The following is a 25247-nucleotide window of genomic DNA, read 5'->3' as shown; positions in this document are numbered from 1 at the left end:
TAGCCATTGTTTTAAAAGGTAACACCCTTTTAATCTTCCTAAAGTGACAAGTCCAACCTCTAATGAGGATCAAGAAAAGGTAATTCCTACAAAAAAGGAAAAGACAGCCTTAAAAAAAAGTTTTTTATCCTCTACAATTGATGAAATGAAACTCGTTGTATGGCCATCACGCCAACAACTTTTCAGCGAATCTATTGCTGTGATTTTAATGGTCACTTTATCAGCAGTATCAATAGCTGCTGTCAGCCGTTTTTATGGATGGGCTTCTACTCAGATATTTCGCTGAATTAACTAACCAAATTTTTAAACCACTTACAATTTTTTCCAGTGTCAGAAATTGAAACCACCCCTCCTAAAGAATCAAAAATAATTGATAGATCAGAAGCTCTACAGGATGATCAATCATATTTTTCAAACCAGAAAATTCAAACAAATATTGCACGTTGGTACGCGATTCAAGTTGCCTCAAGTTGCGAAAAGAAGGTAAAAGCCACACTTGAACAACGGGCCATCACTCTTGGTGTTAATGACAGAATAATAGAGATAGAAATCCCTCAAACGCCTGCAGTTAAGTTAAAAAAAGACGGTAGCAGGCAGACCACTAAAGAAAAGGTTTTTCCTGGATATGTGTTAGTTCGTATGGTGTTAGATGAAGACACAATGATGGCTGTAAGAAGTACTCCAAATGTAATTAATTTTGTTGGTGCAGAAGATCGAAGAGCTACTGGTAAAGCTCGCGGACATATCAAACCTCGTCCTCTCAGCAGGCAAGAAGTTAATAGGATTTTCAAACGAGCAGCTGAAAAGAAAACTGTTGTCAAATTGGATGTAGAAGAAGGTGATCAGATTGTTGTAACTTCAGGTCCTTTTAAAGATTTCCAAGGAGAAGTAATTGAAGTTTCAGGAGAAAGAAACAAACTCAAGGCGCTTTTATCAATTTTTGGTAGAGAAACACCTGTTGAACTTGAATTTTCTCAAATAACCAAACAAAATTGATTTTTTAATTTCCTTTTGCTGTCTGGTCAGTCTAGGAGTTAAGTTTATTAGATAATTTAATCTGATTGATTTCAGATTCTCCGCTTAGTTTAATTTTTCAGCCGATGGCAAAGAAAGTAGTAGCCCTGATCAAGTTGGCCTTACAGGCTGGCAAAGCCAATCCAGCTCCTCCAGTAGGGCCTGCACTTGGTCAACACGGGGTAAACATAATGGCGTTTTGTAAGGAATACAATTCGCGCACCCAAGACAAAGCAGGCTTTGTTATTCCAGTAGAAATATCAGTGTTCGAAGATAGAAGTTTTACTTTCATAACAAAAACCCCTCCTGCTTCGGTTTTGATAACTAAAGCGGCAGGCATAGCAAAAGGGTCTGGAGAGTCAGCTAAAGGAACAGCTGGTTCTATAAGTAAAAGTCAGCTTGAAGAGATTGCTAAAACAAAACTTCCAGATCTCAATTGCAGTAGCATTGAATCAGCGATGAAAGTTATAGAAGGAACCGCCAAAAATATGGGAGTTTCCATAAAGGACTAGTTAAATCGTAAAATTATTAAACGTACTCTTATTAGGGGGAGACCAAAAGTCGAATGCACCCCAACTAAACCATGAAAAATTTTTCTAAAAGAATGACAACGTTACTTTCCAAAGTGGAAGAACGTTCATATCCTCCAATTGAAGCGATCAAGCTAGTAAAGGAAAATGCTAATGCAAAATTCGATGAGACTATTGAAGCTCATATAAGACTAGGTATTGACCCAAAATATACTGATCAACAACTGAGAACAACAGTTGCCTTGCCAAATGGCACCGGTCAAAAAGTACGAATAGCCGTCGTTACACGTGGTGAAAAAGTGTCTGAAGCGACCAAAGCAGGGGCTGACCTGGCTGGAGAGGAAGATTTAGTTGATTCAATCAACAAAGGAGAAATGAACTTTGACCTTCTAATTTCAACTCCAGATATGATGCCGAAGGTAGCCAAACTTGGAAGAGTGCTTGGTCCAAGAGGGCTTATGCCTAATCCAAAAGCAGGAACAGTTACGACCGATCTGGCAGGTGCTATTAAAGAATTTAAAGCAGGAAAACTTGAATTCAGAGCAGACAAAGCAGGAATTGTTCATGTTCGATTTGGTAAAGCAAGTTTTTCAGAAGAGGCACTCCTTGAAAATTTGAAGACATTACAATCAACAATTGAAAAAAATAAACCAAGCGGAGCAAAAGGAAAATTCTGGAGAAGCTTTTTTATTGCATCCACAATGGGACCATCAGTAGAAGTAGATATCAACGAATTACAAGACTTGCAGAAAGAAAAGTGACCCTTGTTGTTGTAAATTAGCCTGGTGGTATAACCACAAGGGCATGCGCCCAGCCAAAGACAGCAGGTCTGAGTCTATTAAACCTTCCGTTTAATAGAATTTGTAATACCCGCCGAGGCATACGCAGGGTTTTATCTTTTTGGATTGAATCGTTAGCGGCCTCGATTCCCAAAGTGGGAATATGGCCGTATGTCCAGTTCTTCCCCCGATTCGATCCAATTATTATGGGCCGCACGCTGGAAAGCAAAAAACAGATCGTCGAAACAATAGAGGGTTTACTAGATAACTCTGAAATGGCTTTAGTTCTTGATTACAAGGGCTTATCCACAAAAGAGATGTCTGACTTGCGCTCAAGATTGCAAAAAAGCGATGGCGTCTGCAAGGTCACTAAAAACACCTTGATGCGTCAAGCCATAAAAGGAAAAGATTCCTGGACTGGTTTGGAGTCATTGCTTACTGGAACTAACGCCTTTGTTTTAATCAAAGGAGATGTTGGGAGTGCTGTTAAAGCTGTACAAGCATTTCAGAAGGAAACTCAAAAGTCTGAGACTAAAGGAGGTCTTTTCGAAGGCAAACTTTTATCTCAAGATGAGATCAAAGCTATTGCAAAACTTCCGAGCAAGGAAGCACTTATGGCACAAATTGCTGGTGCAATGAATTCCATAACAAGCAAAATCGCTATTGGTATAAATGAGGTTCCATCTGGACTTGCAAGGTCTCTTAAACAACATTCTGAGAGCGGCGAGAGCTGATACTCCTTGTTTCACAATTTGTTTTCTACTTACTTAGTTGCTGATTTAAACCATGTCTGCAAAAACCGATGAAATCTTAGATTCATTAAAAAGCCTCTCTTTGCTTGAAGCTTCAGAGCTTGTTAAGCAAATAGAAGAAGCTTTTGGTGTATCTGCTGCCGCATCTGCTGGCGTTGTCATGGCAGCTCCAGGAGCTGCTGGTGGTGGCGATGGTGCTGATGCTGCCGAAGAAAAAACTGAATTTGAGGTGGTTTTAGAAAGCTTTGACGCTTCATCTAAAATTAAAGTCTTAAAAGAAGTTCGAAATGCCACAGGTCTAGGCCTTGGCGAAGCTAAAGCGTTAGTGGAAGCTGCTCCAAAAACAATCAAAGAAGGAGTAACAAAAGACGATGCTGAAGCTTTAAAGAAAGCAATTGAAGCTGTTGGTGGAAAAGTAACTTTAAAATAAAATCGTTACTGGAAAAGCACCTGTTTTCTGCTTATATGAAACCGGTCTATTCAGACCGGTTTTTTTATGTCTAAAGAAGAAAAATTTGCCATTGCTGCTGCAACTGATGGTGCATGTAGCGGTAATCCTGGTCCAGGAGGTTGGGGAGCATTAATTAGATTCCAGGATGGAAGCGAAGTTGAATTTGGTGGTTTCAGCCCTAAGACAACAAATAATCGCATGGAATTACAGGCTGCATTATTTGTTCTTGAAAAATTAAAAAAAATAAAATTTCACCCTTCATTAACCATAAAAACTGATAGCAGATATTTAATTGATGGAATGGAAAAATGGATGTCGAATTGGAAAAAAAAAGGATGGAAAACAGCATCTGGTAAACAAGTTCTCAATCAAGATTTATGGAAAGCTCTTGACCACCCTGAACTGCCAAAAATCAAACTTCAATATGTCAAGGGACATAGCGGAGAAAAAGATAATGATAGAGTTGACGAAATTGCTGTAGCTTTTTCTAAAGGTCGAAAAATACAACTAAAAGATTTTGTCAAAGAATAAAAAAAACGACTTCTACAATATTCTGCTTGGTCAGCTTCTATCTCAAGACGAGGGGATTGATGCAGAAATACTTACTAATTCAGCTCTTAATGCCATTAAAATTGCGTCATTAAATAGAAATTTTCCAATAATTTCTAATATCCTTTTAAAAGCATCAAGTGATTTTCAAAGAAGCAATTCAAGCTTAAATCAAATTATATTTGGCTCGAACTTTAAAAATCCTGTAGGACTTGCTGCTGGATTTGATAAAAATGGAGTAGGAGCTGGTCTTTGGAATTATTTTGGATTTGGTTTTGCCGAATTAGGGACCATCACTTGGCATGCCCAAAAAGGTAATCCAAAACCCAGACTTTTCAGAATTGCAAAAGAAAAAGCTGCACTGAATAGAATGGGATTCAATAATGAAGGCGCAGAAAAATTCTTAAGCACTATAGAAAAACAAAAAATCCCTATGCCAGGGAATAGACCGTGTGTCCTGGGAGTAAATTTAGGAAAGTCAAAAATCACACCTCTCGATGAAGCCCATAAAGACTATTTTTTATCTTTAAGACTATTGGCTCCTTTATCAGACTATGCCGTTATCAATGTTAGTTCGCCTAATACCCCAGGCCTTCGCTCATTACAAGGAACAAAACAAATAATAAAGTTAATACGCACGCTAAAAGATTTATCCAATTGTCCTCCTTTGCTTGTAAAAATTGCTCCAGACCTATCAAATGAAGAAATTGATGAAATTGCGAGAGTTGCAAATGAGAATGGAATTGATGGAATAATTGCAATCAATACAAGTTTAAATAGATTTAACCTGAAAAACTTAATAATCAAAACTGGAAATACTTTAGAGCAAGAAAATGGAGGTCTGAGTGGACTCCCTTTAGAAAAAAGAGGACTGGAAGTTATTAAAAGGCTTAGAAATAGTACTAATAATGCTTTACCGCTTATTGGTGTAGGTGGAATCAGTTCAGCAAAAACAGCGTGGGAGAGAATTGCAGCTGGGGCATCGTTAGTTCAGGTATATACAAGTTGGATATTTGAGGGACCATATTTAGTTCCTGAAATTTTAGATGGATTAACCTTGCAAATGGAAAAACACGGATTCCAAAATATTAAAGAGGTAATCGGTTCAGAAGAGCCATGGAAATAAAAATAAAAATTAATTTAATAAATGATTATGATTGTCTTATTAACTTAGAATAATATTGTCTTAAATATAATGAAAATAGATTTTGATATTCATGGAGGCAATATTGAAAAAGAATCAAGAAAATTAGGACTATCTAGAGATAAAATAATTGATGCAAGTGCATCAATAGTCCCTTTTAAATTACCTAAAAAGTTAAATAATTATCTTAGTAATAGTATAAGTAATGGCTCTATTAGATTTTATCCAGATAGAAGTTACTTTGAAGTTAAAAATACTATTTCAAACTGGCATAATATTGACCCTGCAATGATTTTACCTGGTAATGGAGCTTCTGAATTATTCACTTGGGCCGCAAGAGATGCAAGTTTAAATGGAATAAGTTCTTTACCCTCTCCTGGTTTTGGAGACTATCAAAGAGCTTTAAAATGCTGGAATGCACCTTTTATTTATAGTCCTTTACCTTTATATTGGACAAATATAAAGCCTCAACCATTTCCAATTAAACCAAAAACTAATGTCTTATGGATTACAAATCCCCATAATCCAACTGGACAATTATGGAGTCGTTCTTCAATAGAAAGTTTACTAGCTAATTATAAACTTGTAATTTGCGATGAAGCATTTATTTCACTTACACCCGGAGGTGAAAATCAATCAATAATAGACTTAACTAAAAAACATAAAAACCTTGTAGTGATAAGGAGTTTAACGAAGTTTCTAGGTATTGCTGGATTAAGGATTGGATATGCCGTTGCAAACTCAGATAGATTATTAAAATGGCAAGAGATAAGAGATCCATGGCCAGTAAATACGTTAGCAATAAATGTAACTAATTTGATCATGAAAGATTCTAAAATGTATAAAAAAAGATCAAATAAAATCCATAAATGGGTAGAAGAAGAAGGGAAATGGTTACATGAAAAATTGGCAGATTTTTCTACTATTAAATCTCTACCCTCAACAACAAACTTTCAATTAATTAAAAGTGATAATTCTTTATTAAATCTTATTAATAATTTAAATAAAAGAGGAATATTATTAAGAGACTGTAGATCATTTATAAATCTAGGTGAAAATTGGATCAGAATAAGTCTTCAAAAAAGAAAACAGAATATTCAAATTATTAATACACTAAAAGATTACATTAACTAATCGAATTTATAATCTCAAATATCTTATTTTCAGAATCAAGGTAATCGTAATTATTCATATTTGATTTCATTTCACTCAGCGAATTAGAATCTATCAAGTTAGATATAGTGTTTTTCAAAATATTTTTGTCTGGATCATGTTGATTAACTATTACAGCACCTCCATATCTAGCCATATAAGCAGCATTTAGCTCTTGATGTTGATCGGCAGATGCTGGAAAAGGTATTAATATTGAAGGGGTCTTAGTTACCATTAATTCACAAATCGCACCAGAACCTGCTCTACTTATTACAAGATCAGCATTTCGAAGCAAGGCAGGAATTTCATTACTGAATTGTCTTGTAACCAAATTAGCGTGTGGATTAACATCACCTACATTTTTATAGAAGCAATCGTTTTTACCGGTCAGATGAACAACTCTACAACCCTTCTCAAGTAACCAAGGCAAGATATTCCTCACCATCTCATTCATTTTTATTGCTCCTTGACTACCTCCCATAACTACAATCAATACTCCCTCTCCCAGAGGCACCCAAGAGGGGAGAGACTGATCTAAAAAAAATTCTGACCTTACTGGTGTTCCTGTAAAACTTGTTCTACATCCATACAAATACTCAGATGCTGATGGAATTCCTAACGCTATGTGGTCACAAAATCTACCTAATAACCTAGTTACTTTCCCAGGAATAGCATTAGATTCATGCAAAAGAATAGGGATGCCAGTCATTTTTGCGCCGAGAATACTAGGAGCAGATATATACCCACCAGTAGTAAAAATAACGTTAATTTTTTTTTGACGTAATAGAATTGATACTCGAACAGAAGCGAAGAGTAATCTACATAAATCAAACAATTTTCTAAAAATATTTCCTTGTAAACCTCCAACCTTTAGCTTTATTAAGTTGTATTTTCTAGGAACCAATTCAATCTCAAGCCTATTTGGCACACCTAGCCACTCAATTTCCCAAGAATTTGTAAGTGAATCAGCAAAAGACAATGCAGGATAAATATGGCCACCCGTTCCGCTTGCAGCAATTAAAAGGCGAGGCATAAATTAAATAACCTTATCCACGGAGACTAAGTTATATTGAGTAAAAAAGGTAGGCGTGCGACATTCACTGATAGCGAAATCAATAGTTTTTTTATTGTTATATCCACTAATGATCAATTCTGCTTTAAGTAAAAATATAGATAATCAGTTGCTAAGTAATCAATTGGAGGAAATCCTCAACCTGCAAAAGGATAATGTGCTGAAAGATCTATTTCTACAAAAATCATTCAATCAATTTAATAAACGTTATAAAGATTTTAGGGAAAAATATAAAGATGCAAAATGGTCAATTCAACAATTGAGAAATGATCAAAATCAATCATTACTAGATATAACAATCATATCTACAAGAGAAATTAATGGTCAAATTTATAATCTACATACCAAACAGACTGTTCAGATAGAGACTTACAAAAATAAAATCAAAGGATATAAAGTTATTGATGAAGAGTCAATTCTGAATAGCCAAAAGTCACCTCTAATTATAAAAATTGTATCTCCAAAAAAAGTTCTTACTGGTGAAAAATATGAAATTAATTTAATTATTGAAAACCCATTAGACAATTCATTAACTGCCAGTGGGATGATCGTACTTTCAAATGAAGATAATATAAATATATCGAATGATACATTTGGGATTAAGCCGAATCAATCAGGTGGTTTATTTAAATATATTCAAGCTCCCTTAGAACCTGGTTCTCAAACTATTTCAGCAATCATTACTCATCCTGAAGGGATTTATTCAATTACAAAAAAAATAAAAGTAGGTTTATAGAAACCTACTTTTAACAATCATGTATAGATTTAAATTATTAAGCATCATCTAGAGCAGAAACTCCAGGAAGAACTTTCCCTTCCAAAAGTTCAAGACTAGCACCACCTCCAGTGGAAATATGAGACATGTTTTTAGCTAAACCAGCTTTCTCAACTGCTGCCACTGAATCTCCACCTCCAATAATTGTGCAGCATCCTTGAGAACTTAATTCAGCCAAAGTATTTGCTATTGCATTTGTTCCATTTGCAAATTTCTCAAATTCAAAAACACCCATCGGTCCATTCCAAATAATAGTTTTGCAATCTTTCAGAGCATTCTGAAAAAGTTCAACTGATTCTGAACCAATATCCAGTCCCATCCAACCTTCGCTAATTGCATCTACTTTTGAAGATTGACTATTTGCATTAGGGGAAAAATTATCGGCCAGCACAACATCACTTGGCAAAAGAAACTCAACTCCTTTATCTTTCGCTTTCTTCTCCAAAGCACTTGCTAATTCGAGCTTATCTTCCTCGACAAGACTTTTACCAACAGATAATCCTCTAGCTTTGTAGAAAGTAAATATCATCCCTCCACCAACAATTATCTTGTCGCATTTATCAATCAAAGACTCCAAAACACCGATCTTGCTACTTACTTTCGAACCGCCAACTATTGCTGCCAAAGGTCTTTTAGGTTGATCTATAGCTCCTTGAAGATACTTAAGTTCTTTCTCCATTAAATAGCCAGCCACACAAGGACTTAAGAATTTTGTAACTCCCTCAGTTGAAGCATGAGCGCGGTGGGCAGCCCCAAAAGCATCATTAACATAGACTTCGGCCAAAGAAGCTAATTCCTTTGCAAATCCTGTATCATTTTTTTCTTCACCAGCAATAAAACGAACATTTTCCAAAAGGACTACATCGCCATTGGACATTGCATCTACTTTTGACTTAGCTTCAGCTCCTACACAACTTTCAGTTTTTACAACTGTTTTCCCAAGCAATTCACTTAGTCTTTGAGCAACGGCAGTCAAACGCATTGTTTCATTAACCTCTCCCTTTGGCCTACCAAAATGAGCAGAAAGAATAACTCTTGCACTCTTCTCTAGAAGGTCATGAATAGTTGGTAAAGCAGCACGAATTCTTGTGTCATCGGTTATTTGCCCCTCATCTCCTAATGGGACATTGAAATCAACTCTCACTAAAACACGTTTGCCGCATAAGTCTTCAGCGCCGAGACTTGACAGGGAACGCTTAGACATAATGTATGGATTCAGAAAGTAAACTGAGTGACCATAGCTCTTGAAAGGCACCAATTGGGTAATTACTAAGACACAGAAAAAATCTACCTAAACCTATGAAAAACTAAAAACGTCTTTTTAGATATTAAAAGCCTATGGTTAAAATAATTAATCACCCTTCAAATGACTGCAATGACAGGAAAAAATAAACTTGTAATGCAATGCTAAAACTCGAATTTTTTCTGAACCTACAATTCAAGGATTTTTTGTTACTGGCAAGTTATTAAATATTGTAATTCTATCAGTCTAGATTCATCAATAAAATTCAACTCTTATCAGTATATTTTGAATAATTCAATTATTATTATCAACTTATTTAATCTTTTCGGATGATAAGTTGAACTTAGGATTTTGAAAACTAAACTCCCAAAATAAATCAAAAATCAACTTTTACAATTTTTAGATTAATCAATTTCAACCAACTTATTTTTAAAATTCCGTGAACAAGCAGCTTATACAATGGTATCCAGGGCATATTGCTAAAGCAGAAAAACAATTAAAAGAGCATCTTAATAAAGTTGATCTAGTTTTAGAAGTGCGAGACGCAAGGATACCTCTCGCCACTTCTCATCCATATCTTCAAAAATGGTTAAAAGGAAAGAAGCAAATATTAGTTATTAATAGAAAAGACATGATCAATGTCGATGCCCATAAAGCTTGGGATAAAAAATTAAGGTCAGAAGGGAAAGTCCCATGGTGGTGTGATGCAAAAGCTGGAACAGGTGTTCTGCAAATAAAACAAGCCGCTATTCGTGCTGGGCAAGAATTAAATCAAAGACGTCTCGACCGAGGGATGAAAAATCGTGCAGTTAGAGTTCTAACTCTTGGTTTCCCAAATGTTGGAAAATCTGCTCTCATTAACAGACTAGTCAAAAAGAAGGTTGTATCTAGCTCAAGAAAACCTGGGGTCACAAGAAGTTTGAGATGGGTAAGATTGGGACAAGATCTGGACCTATTGGATGCTCCTGGAGTTCTACCGCCCAAATTTGAAGATCAAAATGCCGCGTTGAAATTAGCTATTTGTGATGACATTGGTCAAGCCGCATACGATACTGAACAAGTAGCCATTAACTTTATGAAACTTCTTGAGACATTAGAAAACACCCAAGAAGCGGGAATAAAGTCAATGTGTCTTCAAAATAGATATGGAATATATGTCAATGAAACCATTAAAGATAAATCTTTATGGCTACTTTCAGCTGCAGAACGTCACACTTCCGGAGATACTCGAAGAATGTCACAAAGATTACTTGATGATTTCCGCAAAAATTTGTTGGGCAATATCTCTCTTGAACTTCCCTAATGAATAAAGAAATAAAACATGCATTTGGGAAGGGCCCAGGTGAATTATTTGAGGGTGAATATAAAAAACCTTTGCCTATGCGGCTTGACAGATGGCTGGTAAGTCAACGAGTCGAACAAAGTAGGGCTCATATTCAGAAATTCATTGAAGCAGGATTCGCAAGAGTGAACGGTAAAACTGGAAAAGCAAAAACTCCCGTTAGGCCAGGTGACATAATTCAACTTTGGGTTCCACCACCTGAGCCTCTTCCTTACTTAAAACCAGAAGAAATTGATTTAGATATTTTATATGAAGATAATCATTTGATAGTCATTAATAAAACAGCAGGGATAGCAGTGCATCCAGCACCAGGAAATAAATCAGGAACTTTAGTCAATGGATTAATCAATCATTGTCCAGATTTACCAGGCATAGGAGGTAAATTAAGACCTGGAATAGTTCATCGCTTAGATAAAGACACAACTGGATGCATTGTCGTAGCGAAGACCCAAGAAGCCTTAGTTAAACTACAAATTCAAATACAAAAAAGAGTAGCTTCAAGAAATTATATTGCAGTTGTCCATGGAGCTATTAAAGACAATGAAGGTATGATTGTTGGATGTATTGGTCGACATCCAAAAGATAGAAAAAAATATGCTGTGGTTGATGAGGAATCTGGTAGATATGCTTGCACACATTGGAAATTAATTGAAAATCTAGGAAGTTTTTCTCTTCTTAAATTCAAACTTGATACAGGTAGAACGCATCAAATTCGGGTTCATAGCGCACACATAGGTCATCCTATTATTGGAGACCAAACTTACAGTAGGTGTAAAAAATTGCCTATTAAACTTGGTGGCCAAGCTTTACATGCAATTCAATTAGGTTTAATACACCCAATAACATTAGAAAAAATGAAATTCACAGCTCCATTACCTAAAAATTTTGAACGCCTATTAAAAGTATTACAAGCTAAAAATAATATTATTTAGGAAGTCTAGGACAAGCCTTCACCATCTTTTTTGTTAGATATTTTTGAGGATGATTTAACAAATTTTTACCAGAATTCTCTTCGATAATTTTTCCTTTATCAAACACTAATACTCTATGACAAAAGCCTGCCGCAACAGATAAGTCATGAGTTATGAATAAAATAGACAGTTTTAATTTTTCTTGCAAAGAGCGTAGTAACTCCAAAACTTCAGCTTGAATTTCTGCATCTAACATACTTACACTTTCATCACAGATAAGTATTTTAGGACTCAGTGCCAGTGCTCTTGCAATAACTACTCTTTGCTGTTGTCCTCCTGAAAGTTGCGAAGGTAAACGTTGTTCATACATTGTTGTGGGCGTTAAACCAACTAGTTCTAAAAGATTACGAGCTTTTTCTCTAGATTTAGATCGACTTAACAACTTATGGATAAGAATTGGATCTATAATTGCATCAATTACTGACATCTTAGGATTCAAAGATGCAGAAGGATCTTGAAAAATAATCTGAATATATTTACGTAATTGTTTTAAAGATTTCTTATTGATAGTTGAAATATTCTTTCCAAGAAAAAAAACACTTCCACCTCTTGTAGGCAGTAGACCAGTCAACGCTCTACATAAAGTACTCTTACCACATCCTGATGGGCCTACGACACCAAGAGTTTCACCTTCATACAGAGAAAAGGTAACTTCATTAACAGCTTTCAACCAAAAAGAATTAAAAGGCCAAAAGCCTGCATTATGCCAGCAACGTAATCTATTTACTCTCAATAATACAGAACTTTTATTCATTATTTCTCTCTGAGAACCCTCTAAAATTCTAGCTGAGTTAACTAATCTTTGAGCAATATCAGTTTTTGGATTACAAACTATCTCTTTAATATTTCCAGACTCGACTATACGCCCACAATCAAGTATTGAGATTTTATTACACCATTTATATGCCATTGATAAATCATGACTAATTAATAGTAAAGCAGTTCCAATCTCATCACAAAGCAAACTCAATTCATTCATGATTTGGTCAGCAACTATTGTATCTAAACTAGTTGTAGGTTCATCAGCAATTATCAAAGGAGGTCTTAAACAAATTGCCAAAGCAATTGCTACACGTTGCCGCATTCCCCCACTAAATTCATGTGGAAAAGAAGTAAATCTTAAAGGATCTATTCCAACTTTTTCTAATAAGATTTTAGCTTTTTTTACTAACTTATAAATTGGTTCAGAGCTGTCATGAGCTTTAAAAGTATCAACCAAATGTTCGCCAACAGTCATTAAAGGATTTAAACGTGACATTGGATCCTGAAATATTAATCCAACCTCTTTACCTCGAATAGTTTGCAAAGAAATGCTATCTTTGTCCAATACATTTTTTCCATTTAAAACGATCTCACCATCACAAACACATCCATTTGGAAGAAGCTGCATTACAGCCTTAGCAACAGTACTTTTACCACAACCTGAACTACCAACCAATGCAAGCCTATCGCCACGATTCATATTCAGATTTAAACCTCTTAACACGTAAGTAGTATTATTTGGATAAATAGCATTTAGTTTATTTATCTTTAAAACTTCTTTTGATGAATTATCCATAAAAAACGTAGCAAGAAATGTTGAGTTTGAATAAAATAAATTAAGTTTCGGTGCTGATGCCTAAAGTCACCTCTGCACACAATTTAAACCAGACTCATATCGTCTGTGATGAATTTTTTGATGGCGAACCGCAACTTAGAACTCATCAGATCAAACATATTGATGATTATGAAATTATTTTGCCAGAGTGGTTAAGAAATTGCATTGAAAATATTCCGCCGGGGATAGGAGTAAGTTGTCCAAGAGATTCTGAAGCACTTTTAGTTGCCGCTTTTGATCTTGCATTTCAATTGCATAAAGGGCAATACAGAAAAAGTGGTGAACCTTACATAACCCATCCAGTTGCAGTAGCTGACTTACTAAGAGAAATAGGTGCAAGCGCTAGTGTAATTGCAGCAGGTTTTTTACATGACGTCGTCGAAGATACAGACATAACGCCAGAACAACTGGAGGGGTATTTTGGCAGAGAAGTTAGATATCTAGTTGAAGGTGTAACTAAATTAGGCGGAATCCATTTTAATAATCGGACAGAAGCTCAAGCAGAAAACCTACGTAAAATGTTTCTAGCTATGGCTAGCGATATTCGAGTTGTTTTAGTGAAGCTTGCAGATAGGCTTCACAATATGAGAACTATTAGTTACTTAGACAAAGAGAAGCAAACTCGAATAGCTAAAGAAACAAGAGAAATTTATGCTCCTCTCGCTAACCGTTTAGGGATAGGACGCTTCAAATGGGAACTAGAGGACTTAGCATTTAAACTTTTAGAGCCAGATTCTTTCCGAGAAATTCAACAACAAATCGCGAGTAAACGTAGTGAAAGAGAAGAGAGATTAAATATAACTGTTCAATTACTAAAAGATCGCTTGAACTCAGCAGGACTTAGTCAATGTGAAGTTAGCGGAAGGCCAAAACATTTATATGGAATATGGAGCAAAATGCAAAGACAACAAAAAGAATTTCATGAAATTTTTGATGTTGCTGCTCTAAGAATTCTTGTCTCAGATGTCGAGACATGTTATCGAGCTCTTGCTGTTGTCCATGACACATTCAGGCCAATACCTGGTCGTTTTAAAGACTATATAGGCCTCCCAAAACCAAACGGCTACCAGTCACTACATACAGCCGTAATTGGCAGGCACAGACCTATTGAAGTACAAATCAGGACTCCAGAGATGCATAGGGTTTCAGAATTTGGAATTGCAGCTCACTGGAAGTACAAAGAAGGAGGATCTCCTGCTAATCCTGATTCAGAAAAATTTAATTGGTTACGCCAATTAGTCGAATGGCAACAAGAAGATGGGGTTAATGATCACAATGACTATCTTGCATCAATTAAAGAGGATTTATTTGATGAAGAAGTATTTGTTTTTACTCCAAAAGGAGATGTTTTGGGATTAAGAAATGGTTCAACAGCAATCGATTTTGCTTATCGTATTCACTCTGAAGTAGGGAATCATTGCAATGGTGCTAGAATCAATGATCGTCTTTGCGTGCTATCAACACCTCTTGAAAATGGAGATTTCGTTGAGATCCTTACTCACAAGAGTTCTCATCCAAGCTTAGATTGGTTAAACTATGTAGCTACGCCCACAGCTAAAAATCGTATTAGACAATGGTATAAAAAAAGTCATCGTCAAGAAACAATATTAAGAGGGAAGGAACTACTAGAACAAGAATTGGGTCGTAAAGGAATTGATAATTTACTCAAAGGTGAAGCGATAACAAAAGTTGTTGAAAGATGTAATTTAAAATCTACGGAAGATTTATTAGCTGCACTAGGTTTTGGGGCATTAACCTTACATCAAGTAATTAATAAATTTAGAGAGGAGATAAAGATACAAAACCAGCTACCTGAAATGGAATTAAGTGATAGTGAGCTAGCCAATCAAATTGGATCACAAGCAAATCTAGCTTCAAACAAATCAAAATCATCTCAAACTAAATATTCGCCCATAGTTGGTTTGGAAGGACTTGACTATCGATTAGGCGGATGTTGCAGTCCTTTACCAGGAGAATCAATACTTGGTACAGTTGCGCTTGGTAATCATGGGATCACTATACATCGAACTAATTGTGTAAATATACAATCAGTACCTACTAATAGAAGACTATCGGTTAGATGGAATAGCAATACACATATCAAAGAAGCAAAATTTCCTATTCAATTGAGAATTGAAGTTATTGATAGAGTGGGAGTACTGAAAGACATATTAATGAGACTATCTGATAGAGGTATTAATGTGATCGATGCAAGAGTGAAGACATCTCATGGTAAACCTGCATGTATAGACTTAAGAGTTGAACTTGAAAGCGTTAATCAATTAGAAATTACGATCAATCAAATACGTTCAATGGTTGATGTCTTAGATATCGCCAGAACAGGAATTAATTAACATTATAAAAATCCAAAAGGTCGTTGAAAACAAATAAATGATATCTAATATGTATTAACTTAAATTTTATTTGAAAGTTTTTTTAGTAGAAAATATAGACCAAGTCCACAAACTATTCCGGTCAAAAGTCCCATACATATCGAGCCCATTATCAGTCGAGAACTCAAGTACCAACCTTGAGACCACAACTCGTTGGTAGTTATATGGCTAAAATCTACTATATTTTTATCTTTATTGAGTATTAAAGAGCCTAGTCTATAATTAAAATAATAAAGAGGAACATAAGTAAATGGGTTGCTAATCCAGGTTCCAACAGCCGCCAAAATACTATTTCCCTTGAAGATTTTTGCTAAAAACACACCCATCAAAGTTTGCAAACCAAAGAATGGAAAGCAACCACTAAATATCCCCACGCCCAATCCTAATGCTCTCTGAGAAGGAGAACCTTCCTGATTCCAGAGCCAAGAGATAAATTTACGAATTCTTTGTATTAGATTGAGGAAGATTTTTTTCATATTTTAAAAAATCTTGGTCCAAAAAAGAAACCTAGATTTGATCTTAGTGAAGATTGCGTGATTATTGATTAATGAATTCGTTTTCCCCTACTGAAGATACTATTGCTGCAATTGCGACTGCAGTTTCTCCTGGCCAAGGAAGTATAGCTGTCATTAGGATCTCTGGCTCCTCAGCAATTGAGATAACTAAAACTATTGTTCATATTCCTGGAACTCACGATTGGAGCACTCACAAAGTGCTTTACGGACATGTAACCGAAGCAAATCAAACAATATATATAGATGAAGTATTAATACTAATAATGAAAGGGCCACGAAGCTTTACAGGTGAAGATGTTGTAGAAATTCATTGCCATGGTGGAATCATTGCAGTCCAGAAGATCCTTGAAAGAATATTGGATATCCCAAAAGTTCGAAGAGCAGAACCAGGTGAGTTTAGTCAACGAGCAGTCCTTAATGGTCGTCTTAGCCTGACTCAAGCAGAATCAATTAGTGAGCTGGTGTCAGCAAGAAGTCGAAAAGCAGCAGAACTCGCGATTAGTGGAATAGAAGGAAATATTCAAAACACGATTCAATCAATCAGGAAACGATTGATTGAGCAACTAACTGAAATTGAAGCAAGAATAGATTTTGAAGATGAGCTTCCAATCTTAGATGAAAAACATGTAAAAAATGAAATTGTCGCAATCAAAAAAGATCTTTACGAACTAATTGATAATGCTAAAAGAGGATCTTGGATTCGTTCTGGCTTAAAAGTTGCATTAACTGGGAAGCCTAATGTAGGGAAAAGCTCTTTACTAAATAGACTTTGCAAACAAGAAAAAGCTATTGTGACTGATCTACCTGGAACTACTAGAGATCTTTTGGAAAGTGAGATTGTCTTAGAGGGAATCCCAGTAACTTTTATTGATACAGCAGGTCTAAGAAAGACTACAAACATCATCGAAAAAATTGGTATTTCTAGAACTAAAAAAACTTTAATTCAAGCTGATCTAATCATATTAATCTTTGATTATTCAGAAGGATGGACTAGCGAGGATGAATCAATACTAAAACAATTACCCATTAATATTCCATTCTTGATTGTTGGAAATAAATCTGATTTAAATAATAATCAATCTTGTGAAAAAGTTCCAAAAAATATATATATAAAAGAAAATCTAGTGATTATGAGTGCAAAAAGCGGAAATGGAGAAAATGATCTAATTAATTACCTGCTCAAAATATGTGGTTCTTCTCAAACACATGGATTGCATATTGCTCTAAATGAAAGACAACTCGATCTAGCAAAGTCAACTGTGAAATCCCTAGAAAATATTAATAAAGTTTTTGATGAAAAACTACCATGGGATTTCTGGACGATCGATTTAAGACAAGCTATTAATGATTTAGGAGAACTAACAGGAGAAGATTTAACAGAAAACTTACTTGATAATATTTTTTCAAAATTCTGTATTGGTAAGTAATTAAGCAAATTTTATCTACTAATTATTGTCGATTGTGAAAATATAATATAAGTAGTAGCAAACTCCTCCAATCAATAGCGCAACCATGATATTTACACTATGAACAACGTCCACTTGATCCAAATAGTTGACAATAATTTAATTAAAGCACACGGCTGACATGTCACAAAGAAAAAATATTAAAAAGTTTTTGTTTGCATAAAAATATTCTAGATAAAGATAATTAGATGAAATTAAAAAAATAGAAAAAGATATTTTAAATAAATGGTTTTAGCATTGGTATAGTAATAAATGTATGTGTTGTATTGTGGATCTTCGCTCACCAAAGCTACATAAAATATTAGACACCTGGATTGAGGAAGATCTCGGTGATGGAGATCTCACAAGATTTGTCCTCAACGACAGAAATGCTTCAGCTCATTGGGTTGCAAAAGAGGATGGAACTTTTTGTGGTGGAGATCTAGTCAAACTAATATTTAGAAAAATTGATCCCCAACTTGATATTCAACTTCTAATAGAGGATGGTCAGAAGTTTGAAAAGAATCAAAGACTCCTAGAATTAAAAGGGTCATCCTCTTCCTTAGTGGCAGGAGAACGAGTAACTCTGAACATAGCCATGCATCTTTCTGGTATTGCCACATCAACGGCTTTACTAATAACTAAACTATCAGGATCCAATGTGCAGTTAGCAGACACCCGTAAAACGACTCCAGGGCTGAGAATATTTGAAAAATATGCTTTTCATTGTGGTGGCGGAATTAATCATAGACTTGGATTAGATGATGCTGCCATGTTGAAAGAGAATCATATTGAATGGTCTAAAGGGATTAATGAGAGTATAAAAATCTTAAAAAATACTATTCCATGGACAAAAAAAATAATAGTCGAAGCCGAAACTCCCTCCCAAGCGAAAGAAGCTGTAGAGGCAGGTGCTGATGGAGTTTTACTTGATGAAATGTCTATTCAAACTATAGAGAAATTAGTTCCAGAATTACGTCAACTTTCAAGAAATAGTAATTCTAAATACGTCTCAAAAAATATAGTTATTGAGGTTTCTGGAATCAACCCAAATAATTTGTCAGACTATATTTTCACAGGAATTGATCTAATCTCAACTAGTGCGCCTATCACTAAAAGCAAATGGATAGATTTCAGTATGCGCTTTGACTAAAGATGAATAGACAGTTTTCTGACAACATCCAAAAAACCAAAAAATCTTAATAGAATCTACCTAACCATAAACATCATGCTTGAGATATCCACCAAATTAGAAGAAGCCCTCAACAGAGCTTTCATCAAAATATTCCCAAAAGAGGACCGAAGTTCAAAAACTTCTTCAATACTTATAGGTTCTAATTTAGTTCCCGCATCCAAGCCAGAATTCGGAGATTTTCAAATAAATTGTGCTCTATCACTAGCAAAAGAAATAAAACAACCTCCTCGTGATATTGCACAACAAATAGCTGATCAACTACAAAAGGATAATGATTTCGTTAAAATATGTAATCCACCACTCATTGCAGGTCCAGGTTTCATAAACCTATCTATAAATTCAAAAACACTTATATCTGAAATCCATTTTCGTCTAAATGATAAAAGATTGGGAGTACCTCTAAAAAAATTTAATACTGATAAAACAGTAGAAGGAAAAAACAATAATCGCGTGATTATTGATTTTTCAAGTCCAAATATTGCTAAAGAAATGCATGTTGGGCACTTGCGATCAACAATTATTGGAGACTCTCTGGCACGGGTTCTTGAATTCTGCGGTTATGAAGTCTTACGACTCAATCATGTGGGAGATTGGGGCACACAATTTGGCATGCTCATCACTCATCTTAAAGAGGTTGTACCAGAGGCACTCCATACAAAAAACGTAGTGGAAATAAGCGATCTTGTAAATTTTTATCGTCAAGCAAAAAAAAGATTTGATGAAGATCAAATCTTTCAAAATAAATCTAGAAGTGAGGTTGTTAGTTTACAAGCATGTGATCAAAAAAGTCTAATTGCGTGGCAATTACTCTGTAATCAATCCAGAAAAGAGTTTCAAAAGATCTACGATCGACTTGATATCAAACTTACTGAAAGAGGTGAATCCTTTTATAACAAGTTTTTAGTAGATGTTGTTAATGATTTGAAAAATAAAAATTTACTAGTAAATGATCAAGGAGCTCAATGTATTTTTCTTGATGGCGTAGTTGGAAAAGACGGCAAACCTCAACCAATAATTATTCAAAAAAGTGACGGAGGTTTTAATTATTCAACCACTGATTTGGCAGCGATTAAATACAGATTGGCTACCCCCCCTTATGGAGATGGAGCATTCCGGTTGATTTATGTCACAGATGCTGGACAAGCATCACATTTCTCTGGTGTTTTTCAAATTGCAAAGCTTGCAAATTGGATTCCTACAGATTGTCAAATCGAGCATGTCCCCTTTGGTCTTGTACAAGGAGAAGATGGTAAGAAGTTAAAAACTCGTTCTGGAGAAACAATTAGATTAGTAGACCTTCTGGACGAAGCAATTCAACGTGCAAGAGAAGATCTTAAAGATCGTCTCAAAACTGAAAGCAGATCCGAAAATGAAAGTTTTATAGATAAAGTTGCTACTACTGTCGGGATTGCAGCCATTAAGTATGCGGATCTAAGTCAAAACAGAGTTTCTAATTACCAATTTAGTTTTGATAAGATGCTCTCTTTGCAGGGGAATACAGCACCATATTTACTTTATGCATTGGTACGAATTGCCGGAATATCTCGCAAAGGTGGGGATTTAAATGTCTCAAGTCAGAATATTCAGTTCAATGAACCACAAGAGTGGGCCTTGATTCGCAAGCTATTGCAACTTGATTGTATTATCGATGAAGTCGAAAAAGAATTGCTTCCTAATCGTCTATGTGGGTATTTATTTGAACTCAGTCAGATCTTTAACAGATTCTATGATCAAGTTCCTATTTTAAAAGCAAGTGAACCTTCAAGAACCAGTAGACTTGCATTATGCTCTATCACTGCAGATACACTTAAACTGGGGATGAGTTTGTTAGGCATCCCCACTCTGGAAAGAATGTAATGAAAAAAACAGAAAATTCATCTATTGATCTACCAAATCCTAGGAAAGATATCGAAGATTTGCAGCCATATTCAGCACCACTGGAAGGAAGACGAAATTTACTAAGACTAGACTTTAATGAAAACACTATTGGACCAAGCCCACTAGTAGTTAAATCTCTAAGAGAAATAAGTAGAGATGAAATCTCTATTTATCCTGAATATTCAGGCTTAAAAGAAAAAGTAGTAGAAACTCTCATTAAACAAAATTCAAGCGTGAATATAAACTCATCTGAAGTTGGTATTTTTAATGGAGTAGATGCAGCAATAAATGCTATTTTTCATGCCTATGGCGACTTCAATGATCTAATGCTAACAACATCGCCTACTTTTGGATATTATACTCCTTGCGCACAAATGCGAGGAATGAAAATCAACTCAATACCTTATGAGGGGAAAAATTTTCAATATCCATTTGATAGTATTTGCGAATTCATCACTCAAAACAATCCTAAAATTTTACTCATCTGCAACCCCAATAACCCCACTGGAACAAGGTTAAGCCCAGAAAGAATTATAGAGATCACCAAACTTTCATCCAAAACATTAATTGTTGTCGATGAGCTTTACGAAGCGTTTACAGGTGATAGTGTTCTACCATTTGTAAATTTCCAAAATATACCTAATCTTGTTGTATTAAGATCACTTTCTAAAACTGCTGGTTTGGCAAGTTTAAGAATTGGGTTTGCTATTGGTCATTCCAAAGTCATTAATATAGTTAATAGAGTCACTGGTCCTTATGACGTAAATAGCTTTGCTGTTATTGCAGCTTTTGCAGCACTGAAAGATCAATCCTATATTGATTCGTATGTGAACGAAGTACTTGAGGCTCGTAATTGGATCAAAGATAAATTCGAGGAATATCACGTTAAGCATCATATTGATGGAGGAAACTATTTCCTACTTTGGCCAAAATCAAACCCAAAACAAGTTGAGCAAAAGTTAAAGTCATCTGGAATTCTAATTAGAAATATGGACAAGAAGAAAAATTTAAAAGGCTCTATCAGAGTAAGCATTGGGACAATTGAGCAGATGAAAAGATTCTGGTCTGCTTTCAAGATTGTCGATGAAGTGTAGTGTAGATTAACTTATAACGTCTACAAAAAGTTAGATAATCTATGTAGCGCCTGCTATATCCAAGAAATTAGATAGTAACTTATGACCAGATTCGGTCAATACACTCTCAGGATGGAACTGTACCCCGTATATGTGCGGATAATCTTTATGAGTTATTCCCATAATTGTTTCATCTTCTAACCAGGCTATAACCTCTAAGCATTCTGGAAACCGCTCTCTCTCCGCAATTAAGCTATGGTATCTAGTTGCTACTAAGGGATTAGGCAAATCTTTAAATATTCCAGTACCTCTATGCAAAACATTAGATGTTTTACCATGCATTAATTCTTTAGCTCTGATTATTTTCCCACCGAACGCTTGAGTAATAGCTTGATGGCCAAGACAGACACCAAGAGTTGGTATTTCAATTGATAACTCAGATAAAATATCCAGACAAACTCCAGATTGATTAGGATCTCCTGGACCAGGAGATAACAAAATCGCATCAGGATTTAAATCTTTAATCTCACTGATCGTCAGAGCATCATTCCGTTCGACTTTTACTTCTGATGCAATAGGATGCTGAGAAGCTAATTCGCCCAAATATTGAACGAGGTTATAAGTGAAGCTGTCATAATTGTCGATCACTAAAAACATAATTTTTAAGCCATTAAATTCCTAACTGTTTAAGTAATGGAGGAAATAATAATAAAACAGCAATCAGCACCGAACTAATTGAAGCTACTAAAACTGCCCCAGCTGAACAATCTTTAGCGATTTGCGCGAGAGGATGAAATCGTTTCCCAATGGCCAAATCAACAACAGATTCTATCGCTGTATTAAGCAATTCAACTACTAACACACTAGTGGCTGTGAGGGCCATTATTGCTAAATCACTTTTATTAAGGCCTAAAAAAAAGCCTAACCCAAACGCACCCAATGCAAAACCAACATGAATTCGAAAATTTCTCTGAGTCGAGAAAGCATATTTCAAGCCTTTAGCTGCATACAAAAAGCTAGTTGGTAGATCTTTAGCTATCTTCCACGATGACCTTTTATTCGATCTTTGAAGAGTTTTAGACATTTCCCTTACTTCTCTCTCAGAGTCATGGGATATCTCAGGAACCATATTTGTGAATCTTCAACTATTTATTTTAAAGAATACCTCCTATATCAAGAAGTTGCTCTTGAATTAAAAGCATTTTATTAAGGCTCTCTTCATCACTATGGTCCCAACCCAAAAGATGTAAAAGACCATGAGTAGCAAGCCATCTTAGTTCTTTAAGTAAATCAGCATTATTATCTTTGGCTTGCCTGATTGCGGTAGGGACAGAGATAACTATGTCACCCAATTCGATACACTCATTACTCACACCAAACAATGTCTCATCAATTATGGGAAATGAAAGCACATCAGTACTTTTTGATTGCCCTAGCCAGGTATGATTCAAATCAAGAATTTTCTTATCATTAGTTAATTCCAACCCCAAGCTAAATTGAGATGCATTTAGGACTATTTCCGGACACTTCAATGCTGCATTTACTTGTATGAATCTAATCCAGCTCCCTATATCCTCAATCCATTTAGTTGGATTTTTCATCAGCTCCAAAGTCTCATTATTCACAAAAGTATCTAAATCTTGAACCGGGAAGGGGGTAAAAGAAAGATCTACATCTGGTTTAGAAGAACTAGTCGAATCATTCTCCATAAAGTTATTGAGGGATATGAGGTTTTCCAAGAAAAGCAACCAATAGAATAAATCCAAGGAAACCCAAAGCGGTTAAACCTAAATGAGAAAGGCTTTGACTGCCTTTCCTAACCATATTTTTCATCGCAAGTTTAACAAAGCTTGGAGGTGGAGTTGCTTTCTTGGTGACGTCATCAGAAATAATTTTATTATTCATATCCAATTGATTTATGATTCTTCAATATTTTGCCTTAAAAGAGACTGAATAAAAATATCTATTTCCCCATTCATTACTGAATCTACATCTGTTGTCTCTTGTTCAGTACGTAAATCTTTTACCATTTGGTAAGGGTGAAAAACATAATTTCTAATTTGATTGCCCCACGCAGCCTCAACAATATCCCCTCGAATATCTGCAATCTCTGCAGCCCTTTGCTCTACTGCTATTACCATCAATTTTGATTTTAGTAGAGCCATTGCTTTGTCTTTATTTTGAAGCTGAGATCTTTCTTGTGTACATCGAACGGCAATACCTGTAGGCACATGAAGAATCCGAACTGCAGTCTCAACTTTATTTACATTTTGTCCTCCTGCACCACCTGAGCGACTTGTCGTGATTTCTAAATCTTTTTCAGGGATTTCAAGTTCAACCTCTTCATCAAGTTTAGGCATAACTTCAACTCCAGCAAAACTGGTTTGTCGCTTTCCATTTGCATTGAAAGGGGAAATTCTGACTAAACGATGAGTCCCTTTTTCATTTTGTAAAAAACCATATGCGTATACACCTTCTATTTCGATGGTGACACTTTTGATTCCCGCTTCCTCTCCCTCAGAAAGTTCATTAATAATTACTTTCATACCATTATTTTCAGCCCAACGGGTATACATCCTTAGAAGCATTTGGGCCCAATCTTGGGCATCAGTTCCGCCAGCACCAGCATTAATTGAGAGAAGAGCACCCTCCTTATCATAGGTGCCACTCAAGAGACGCTCCATCTCCCAACGTTCAAGTTCTTGCTTTAATTTCTCAAGTCCATGGTGAGCATCCGCAAGCATTTCTTCATCAGGTTCTAACTCATAAAGCTCTAACGAAAGATTTGCATCCTCAATAGCACCTCTCCATGTAATAAGTTTTTCTAACTCTGCTTTAACCTCATCAAGTTGACGCATCTGTTTTTGTGCATTTTTGGGATCGTTCCAAAATTCAGGTTGCGATGCAATTTGCTCTAAGTCCTTTTTTCTAGCTAACAATGCAGGTTCGTCAAAGACAATCCTGGGCTGTACCCAGGCGAGCAGTCAATAAAGAAAGGTCTCTTTTAAAATCAGTCAGGTCTTGCAAACGAAGTAATAGAATTAATACATTAAAAGCTATCAGCATATCAACCCAAAAACTATAAATGAACAGATCAATTCACGATTCAGGCATCACTACAGTGGAAATATACACTTGGAGGTTTTGCCCATTTTGCCTACGTGCAAAAGCACTACTAAATGAAAAAGGAGTCCAATTCAAAGAATATTCTATTGATGGAGACAATGATGCAAGAACAAAAATGTCTGAAAGAGCAGGAGGTCGAAGAACTCTTCCACAAATTTTTATTAATGGAGAAAGTATTGGAGGTTGCGACGAGCTCTACGAACTAGAGAGCAATAACGAATTAAATGAATTGATTGGAATTAGAAATTGAT

At 35.5% G+C, this 25247-nt stretch carries 27 protein-coding genes; 18 read left to right on the top strand and 9 right to left on the bottom strand.

Going from position 1 to position 25247, the window contains the following annotated elements:
- Positions 1-43: 43 nt before the first annotated feature.
- The 9 genes from secE to O5633_RS09705 all read left to right on the top strand — a co-directional run bounded on the left by secE (position 44) and on the right by O5633_RS09705 (position 6353).
- Positions 44-286 carry a preprotein translocase subunit SecE gene (secE, locus tag O5633_RS09745; protein WP_269609502.1) on the top strand — a complete coding sequence of 81 codons (243 nt, stop codon included), beginning with the start codon at positions 44-46 and terminating at the stop codon, positions 284-286.
- A gap of 83 nt (positions 287-369) precedes the next feature.
- Positions 370-996 carry a transcription termination/antitermination protein NusG gene (gene nusG / locus O5633_RS09740; RefSeq protein WP_420063638.1) on the top strand — a complete coding sequence of 209 codons (627 nt, stop codon included), beginning with the start codon at positions 370-372 and terminating at the stop codon, positions 994-996.
- Between the two features lie 104 nt (positions 997-1100).
- Positions 1101-1526, top strand: coding sequence for a 50S ribosomal protein L11 (gene rplK / locus O5633_RS09735; RefSeq protein ID WP_269604350.1), 426 nt, complete (start codon positions 1101-1103; stop codon positions 1524-1526).
- A 71-nt stretch (positions 1527-1597) separates the two neighbouring features.
- The gene (rplA, locus tag O5633_RS09730) at positions 1598-2305 is read left to right on the top strand and encodes a 50S ribosomal protein L1 (RefSeq protein ID WP_269609501.1); all 708 of its coding nucleotides are present in this window, start codon (positions 1598-1600) and stop codon (positions 2303-2305) included.
- A 224-nt stretch (positions 2306-2529) separates the two neighbouring features.
- Positions 2530-3057, top strand: coding sequence for a 50S ribosomal protein L10 (gene rplJ / locus O5633_RS09725; RefSeq protein ID WP_269609500.1), 528 nt, complete (start codon positions 2530-2532; stop codon positions 3055-3057).
- A 52-nt stretch (positions 3058-3109) separates the two neighbouring features.
- Entirely contained in the window at positions 3110-3505 is a 396-nt protein-coding gene (gene rplL, locus O5633_RS09720; RefSeq protein ID WP_269609499.1) for a 50S ribosomal protein L7/L12, read from the top strand.
- Positions 3506-3571: 66 nt separating this feature from the next.
- The gene (gene rnhA / locus O5633_RS09715) at positions 3572-4057 is read left to right on the top strand and encodes a ribonuclease HI (RefSeq protein ID WP_269609498.1); all 486 of its coding nucleotides are present in this window, start codon (positions 3572-3574) and stop codon (positions 4055-4057) included.
- The gene (locus O5633_RS09710; protein ID WP_269609497.1) at positions 4044-5201 is read left to right on the top strand and encodes a quinone-dependent dihydroorotate dehydrogenase; all 1158 of its coding nucleotides are present in this window, start codon (positions 4044-4046) and stop codon (positions 5199-5201) included. Before rnhA ends, O5633_RS09710 begins: the two co-directional genes overlap by 14 nt.
- 69 nt (positions 5202-5270) lie before the next feature.
- A complete protein-coding gene (locus tag O5633_RS09705; RefSeq protein WP_269609496.1) occupies positions 5271-6353 on the top strand; it encodes a pyridoxal phosphate-dependent aminotransferase in 1083 nt (360 codons plus the stop codon).
- Here the strand turns inward: O5633_RS09705 and O5633_RS09700 are convergent.
- Positions 6346-7404, bottom strand: a complete 1059-nt coding sequence (locus tag O5633_RS09700; protein WP_269609495.1) for a UDP-N-acetylglucosamine--N-acetylmuramyl-(pentapeptide) pyrophosphoryl-undecaprenol N-acetylglucosamine transferase — start codon at positions 7402-7404, stop codon at positions 6346-6348. The two genes, O5633_RS09705 and O5633_RS09700, sit on opposite strands and share 8 nt — an antisense overlap.
- 109 nt (positions 7405-7513) lie before the next feature.
- On the opposite strand from O5633_RS09700, the gene O5633_RS09695 reads away from it, so the two are divergent.
- Positions 7514-8179: a hypothetical protein gene (locus O5633_RS09695; protein WP_269609493.1), complete on the top strand. Its 666-nt coding sequence runs from the start codon at positions 7514-7516 to the stop codon at positions 8177-8179.
- Positions 8180-8216: 37 nt separating this feature from the next.
- Here the strand turns inward: O5633_RS09695 and O5633_RS09690 are convergent, their stop codons facing one another.
- On the bottom strand, positions 8217-9422 hold the full coding sequence (locus O5633_RS09690; protein ID WP_269609492.1) for a phosphoglycerate kinase: 1206 nt from the start codon (positions 9420-9422) through the stop codon (positions 8217-8219).
- Positions 9423-9900: 478 nt separating this feature from the next.
- On the opposite strand from O5633_RS09690, the gene ylqF reads away from it, so the two are divergent.
- Positions 9901-10764, top strand: a complete 864-nt coding sequence (gene ylqF, locus O5633_RS09685; protein ID WP_269609490.1) for a ribosome biogenesis GTPase YlqF — start codon at positions 9901-9903, stop codon at positions 10762-10764.
- A complete protein-coding gene (locus tag O5633_RS09680) occupies positions 10764-11735 on the top strand; it encodes an RluA family pseudouridine synthase (protein WP_269609489.1) in 972 nt (323 codons plus the stop codon). The genes ylqF and O5633_RS09680 overlap by 1 nt, the downstream gene beginning before the upstream one ends.
- Here O5633_RS09680 and O5633_RS09675 read toward each other — a convergent pair.
- Positions 11728-13332 (bottom strand): ABC transporter ATP-binding protein, encoded by a 1605-nt coding sequence (locus O5633_RS09675; protein WP_269609488.1) that lies wholly within the window; start codon positions 13330-13332, stop codon positions 11728-11730. The two genes, O5633_RS09680 and O5633_RS09675, sit on opposite strands and share 8 nt — an antisense overlap.
- 56 nt (positions 13333-13388) lie before the next feature.
- Between O5633_RS09675 and O5633_RS09670 the strand changes: the two genes are divergently transcribed.
- Positions 13389-15725: a RelA/SpoT family protein gene (locus O5633_RS09670; protein WP_269609487.1), complete on the top strand. Its 2337-nt coding sequence runs from the start codon at positions 13389-13391 to the stop codon at positions 15723-15725.
- Positions 15726-15784: 59 nt separating this feature from the next.
- On the opposite strand, the gene O5633_RS09665 is transcribed toward O5633_RS09670, so the two are convergent.
- Positions 15785-16240 (bottom strand): DUF2062 domain-containing protein, encoded by a 456-nt coding sequence (locus tag O5633_RS09665; RefSeq protein WP_269609486.1) that lies wholly within the window; start codon positions 16238-16240, stop codon positions 15785-15787.
- Positions 16241-16311: 71 nt separating this feature from the next.
- On the opposite strand from O5633_RS09665, the gene mnmE reads away from it, so the two are divergent.
- The 4 genes from mnmE to O5633_RS09645 all read left to right on the top strand — a co-directional run bounded on the left by mnmE (position 16312) and on the right by O5633_RS09645 (position 21891).
- The gene (mnmE, locus tag O5633_RS09660) at positions 16312-17706 is read left to right on the top strand and encodes a tRNA uridine-5-carboxymethylaminomethyl(34) synthesis GTPase MnmE (RefSeq protein ID WP_269609484.1); all 1395 of its coding nucleotides are present in this window, start codon (positions 16312-16314) and stop codon (positions 17704-17706) included.
- A 307-nt stretch (positions 17707-18013) separates the two neighbouring features.
- The gene (gene nadC, locus O5633_RS09655; RefSeq protein ID WP_269609482.1) at positions 18014-18877 is read left to right on the top strand and encodes a carboxylating nicotinate-nucleotide diphosphorylase; all 864 of its coding nucleotides are present in this window, start codon (positions 18014-18016) and stop codon (positions 18875-18877) included.
- A gap of 75 nt (positions 18878-18952) precedes the next feature.
- On the top strand, positions 18953-20776 hold the full coding sequence (gene argS, locus O5633_RS09650; RefSeq protein WP_269609481.1) for an arginine--tRNA ligase: 1824 nt from the start codon (positions 18953-18955) through the stop codon (positions 20774-20776).
- Positions 20776-21891 carry a pyridoxal phosphate-dependent aminotransferase gene (locus O5633_RS09645; RefSeq protein ID WP_269609479.1) on the top strand — a complete coding sequence of 372 codons (1116 nt, stop codon included), beginning with the start codon at positions 20776-20778 and terminating at the stop codon, positions 21889-21891. The genes argS and O5633_RS09645 overlap by 1 nt, the downstream gene beginning before the upstream one ends.
- A 39-nt stretch (positions 21892-21930) precedes the next feature.
- On the opposite strand, the gene O5633_RS09640 is transcribed toward O5633_RS09645, so the two are convergent.
- The 5 genes from O5633_RS09640 to prfB form a co-directional block, all read right to left on the bottom strand.
- Positions 21931-22527, bottom strand: coding sequence for an anthranilate synthase component II (locus tag O5633_RS09640; RefSeq protein WP_269609477.1), 597 nt, complete (start codon positions 22525-22527; stop codon positions 21931-21933).
- Positions 22528-22540: 13 nt separating this feature from the next.
- Positions 22541-22999: a diacylglycerol kinase family protein gene (locus O5633_RS09635; RefSeq protein ID WP_269609476.1), complete on the bottom strand. Its 459-nt coding sequence runs from the start codon at positions 22997-22999 to the stop codon at positions 22541-22543.
- 25 nt (positions 23000-23024) lie between these two features.
- Positions 23025-23579, bottom strand: coding sequence for an rRNA maturation RNase YbeY (gene ybeY, locus O5633_RS09630; RefSeq protein WP_269609474.1), 555 nt, complete (start codon positions 23577-23579; stop codon positions 23025-23027).
- A gap of 4 nt (positions 23580-23583) precedes the next feature.
- Complete coding sequence (locus tag O5633_RS09625; protein WP_269609473.1) at positions 23584-23775, bottom strand: DUF3285 domain-containing protein; 192 nt, start codon at positions 23773-23775, stop codon at positions 23584-23586.
- Between the two features lie 11 nt (positions 23776-23786).
- A protein-coding gene (gene prfB, locus O5633_RS09620) for a peptide chain release factor 2 (protein ID WP_269611349.1) occupies positions 23787-24897 on the bottom strand; the annotation gives its coding sequence in 2 pieces (ribosomal slippage) (positions 23787-24821 and positions 24823-24897; 1110 coding nt in all).
- An 85-nt stretch (positions 24898-24982) separates the two neighbouring features.
- Between prfB and grxC the strand changes: the two genes are divergently transcribed.
- Positions 24983-25246, top strand: a complete 264-nt coding sequence (gene grxC / locus O5633_RS09615) for a glutaredoxin 3 (protein WP_269611347.1) — start codon at positions 24983-24985, stop codon at positions 25244-25246.
- Position 25247 lies beyond the last annotated feature (1 nt).

It is taken from the genome of Prochlorococcus marinus str. MIT 1013 (genome assembly GCF_027359395.1).
GTDB classification, from domain to species: Bacteria; Cyanobacteriota; Cyanobacteriia; order PCC-6307; family Cyanobiaceae; genus Prochlorococcus_B; species Prochlorococcus_B marinus_E.
This window is presented reverse-complemented; position numbering and strand designations above follow the sequence as displayed.

What these genes read in the sequence shown, in the direction of transcription:
- rplK (WP_269604350.1), top strand. Translation starts at nt 1,101, where the DNA reads ATGGCAAAGAAAGTAGTAGCCCTGATCAAGTTGGCCTTACAGGCTGGC.
- rplA (WP_269609501.1), top strand. Translation starts at nt 1,598, where the DNA reads ATGAAAAATTTTTCTAAAAGAATGACAACGTTACTTTCCAAAGTGGAA.
- rplJ (WP_269609500.1), top strand. Translation starts at nt 2,530, where the DNA reads ATGGGCCGCACGCTGGAAAGCAAAAAACAGATCGTCGAAACAATAGAG.
- rplL (WP_269609499.1), top strand. Translation starts at nt 3,110, where the DNA reads ATGTCTGCAAAAACCGATGAAATCTTAGATTCATTAAAAAGCCTCTCT.
- rnhA (WP_269609498.1), top strand. Translation starts at nt 3,572, where the DNA reads ATGTCTAAAGAAGAAAAATTTGCCATTGCTGCTGCAACTGATGGTGCA.
- O5633_RS09705 (WP_269609496.1), top strand. Translation starts at nt 5,271, where the DNA reads ATGAAAATAGATTTTGATATTCATGGAGGCAATATTGAAAAAGAATCA.
- O5633_RS09700 (WP_269609495.1), bottom strand. Translation starts at nt 7,404, where the DNA reads ATGCCTCGCCTTTTAATTGCTGCAAGCGGAACGGGTGGCCATATTTAT.
- O5633_RS09695 (WP_269609493.1), top strand. Translation starts at nt 7,514, where the DNA reads ATGATCAATTCTGCTTTAAGTAAAAATATAGATAATCAGTTGCTAAGT.
- O5633_RS09690 (WP_269609492.1), bottom strand. Translation starts at nt 9,422, where the DNA reads ATGTCTAAGCGTTCCCTGTCAAGTCTCGGCGCTGAAGACTTATGCGGC.
- O5633_RS09680 (WP_269609489.1), top strand. Translation starts at nt 10,764, where the DNA reads ATGAATAAAGAAATAAAACATGCATTTGGGAAGGGCCCAGGTGAATTA.
- O5633_RS09675 (WP_269609488.1), bottom strand. Translation starts at nt 13,332, where the DNA reads ATGGATAATTCATCAAAAGAAGTTTTAAAGATAAATAAACTAAATGCT.
- O5633_RS09670 (WP_269609487.1), top strand. Translation starts at nt 13,389, where the DNA reads ATGCCTAAAGTCACCTCTGCACACAATTTAAACCAGACTCATATCGTC.
- O5633_RS09665 (WP_269609486.1), bottom strand. Translation starts at nt 16,240, where the DNA reads ATGAAAAAAATCTTCCTCAATCTAATACAAAGAATTCGTAAATTTATC.
- mnmE (WP_269609484.1), top strand. Translation starts at nt 16,312, where the DNA reads ATGAATTCGTTTTCCCCTACTGAAGATACTATTGCTGCAATTGCGACT.
- argS (WP_269609481.1), top strand. Translation starts at nt 18,953, where the DNA reads ATGCTTGAGATATCCACCAAATTAGAAGAAGCCCTCAACAGAGCTTTC.
- O5633_RS09645 (WP_269609479.1), top strand. Translation starts at nt 20,776, where the DNA reads ATGAAAAAAACAGAAAATTCATCTATTGATCTACCAAATCCTAGGAAA.
- O5633_RS09640 (WP_269609477.1), bottom strand. Translation starts at nt 22,527, where the DNA reads ATGTTTTTAGTGATCGACAATTATGACAGCTTCACTTATAACCTCGTT.
- O5633_RS09635 (WP_269609476.1), bottom strand. Translation starts at nt 22,999, where the DNA reads ATGGTTCCTGAGATATCCCATGACTCTGAGAGAGAAGTAAGGGAAATG.
- ybeY (WP_269609474.1), bottom strand. Translation starts at nt 23,579, where the DNA reads ATGGAGAATGATTCGACTAGTTCTTCTAAACCAGATGTAGATCTTTCT.
- O5633_RS09625 (WP_269609473.1), bottom strand. Translation starts at nt 23,775, where the DNA reads ATGAATAATAAAATTATTTCTGATGACGTCACCAAGAAAGCAACTCCA.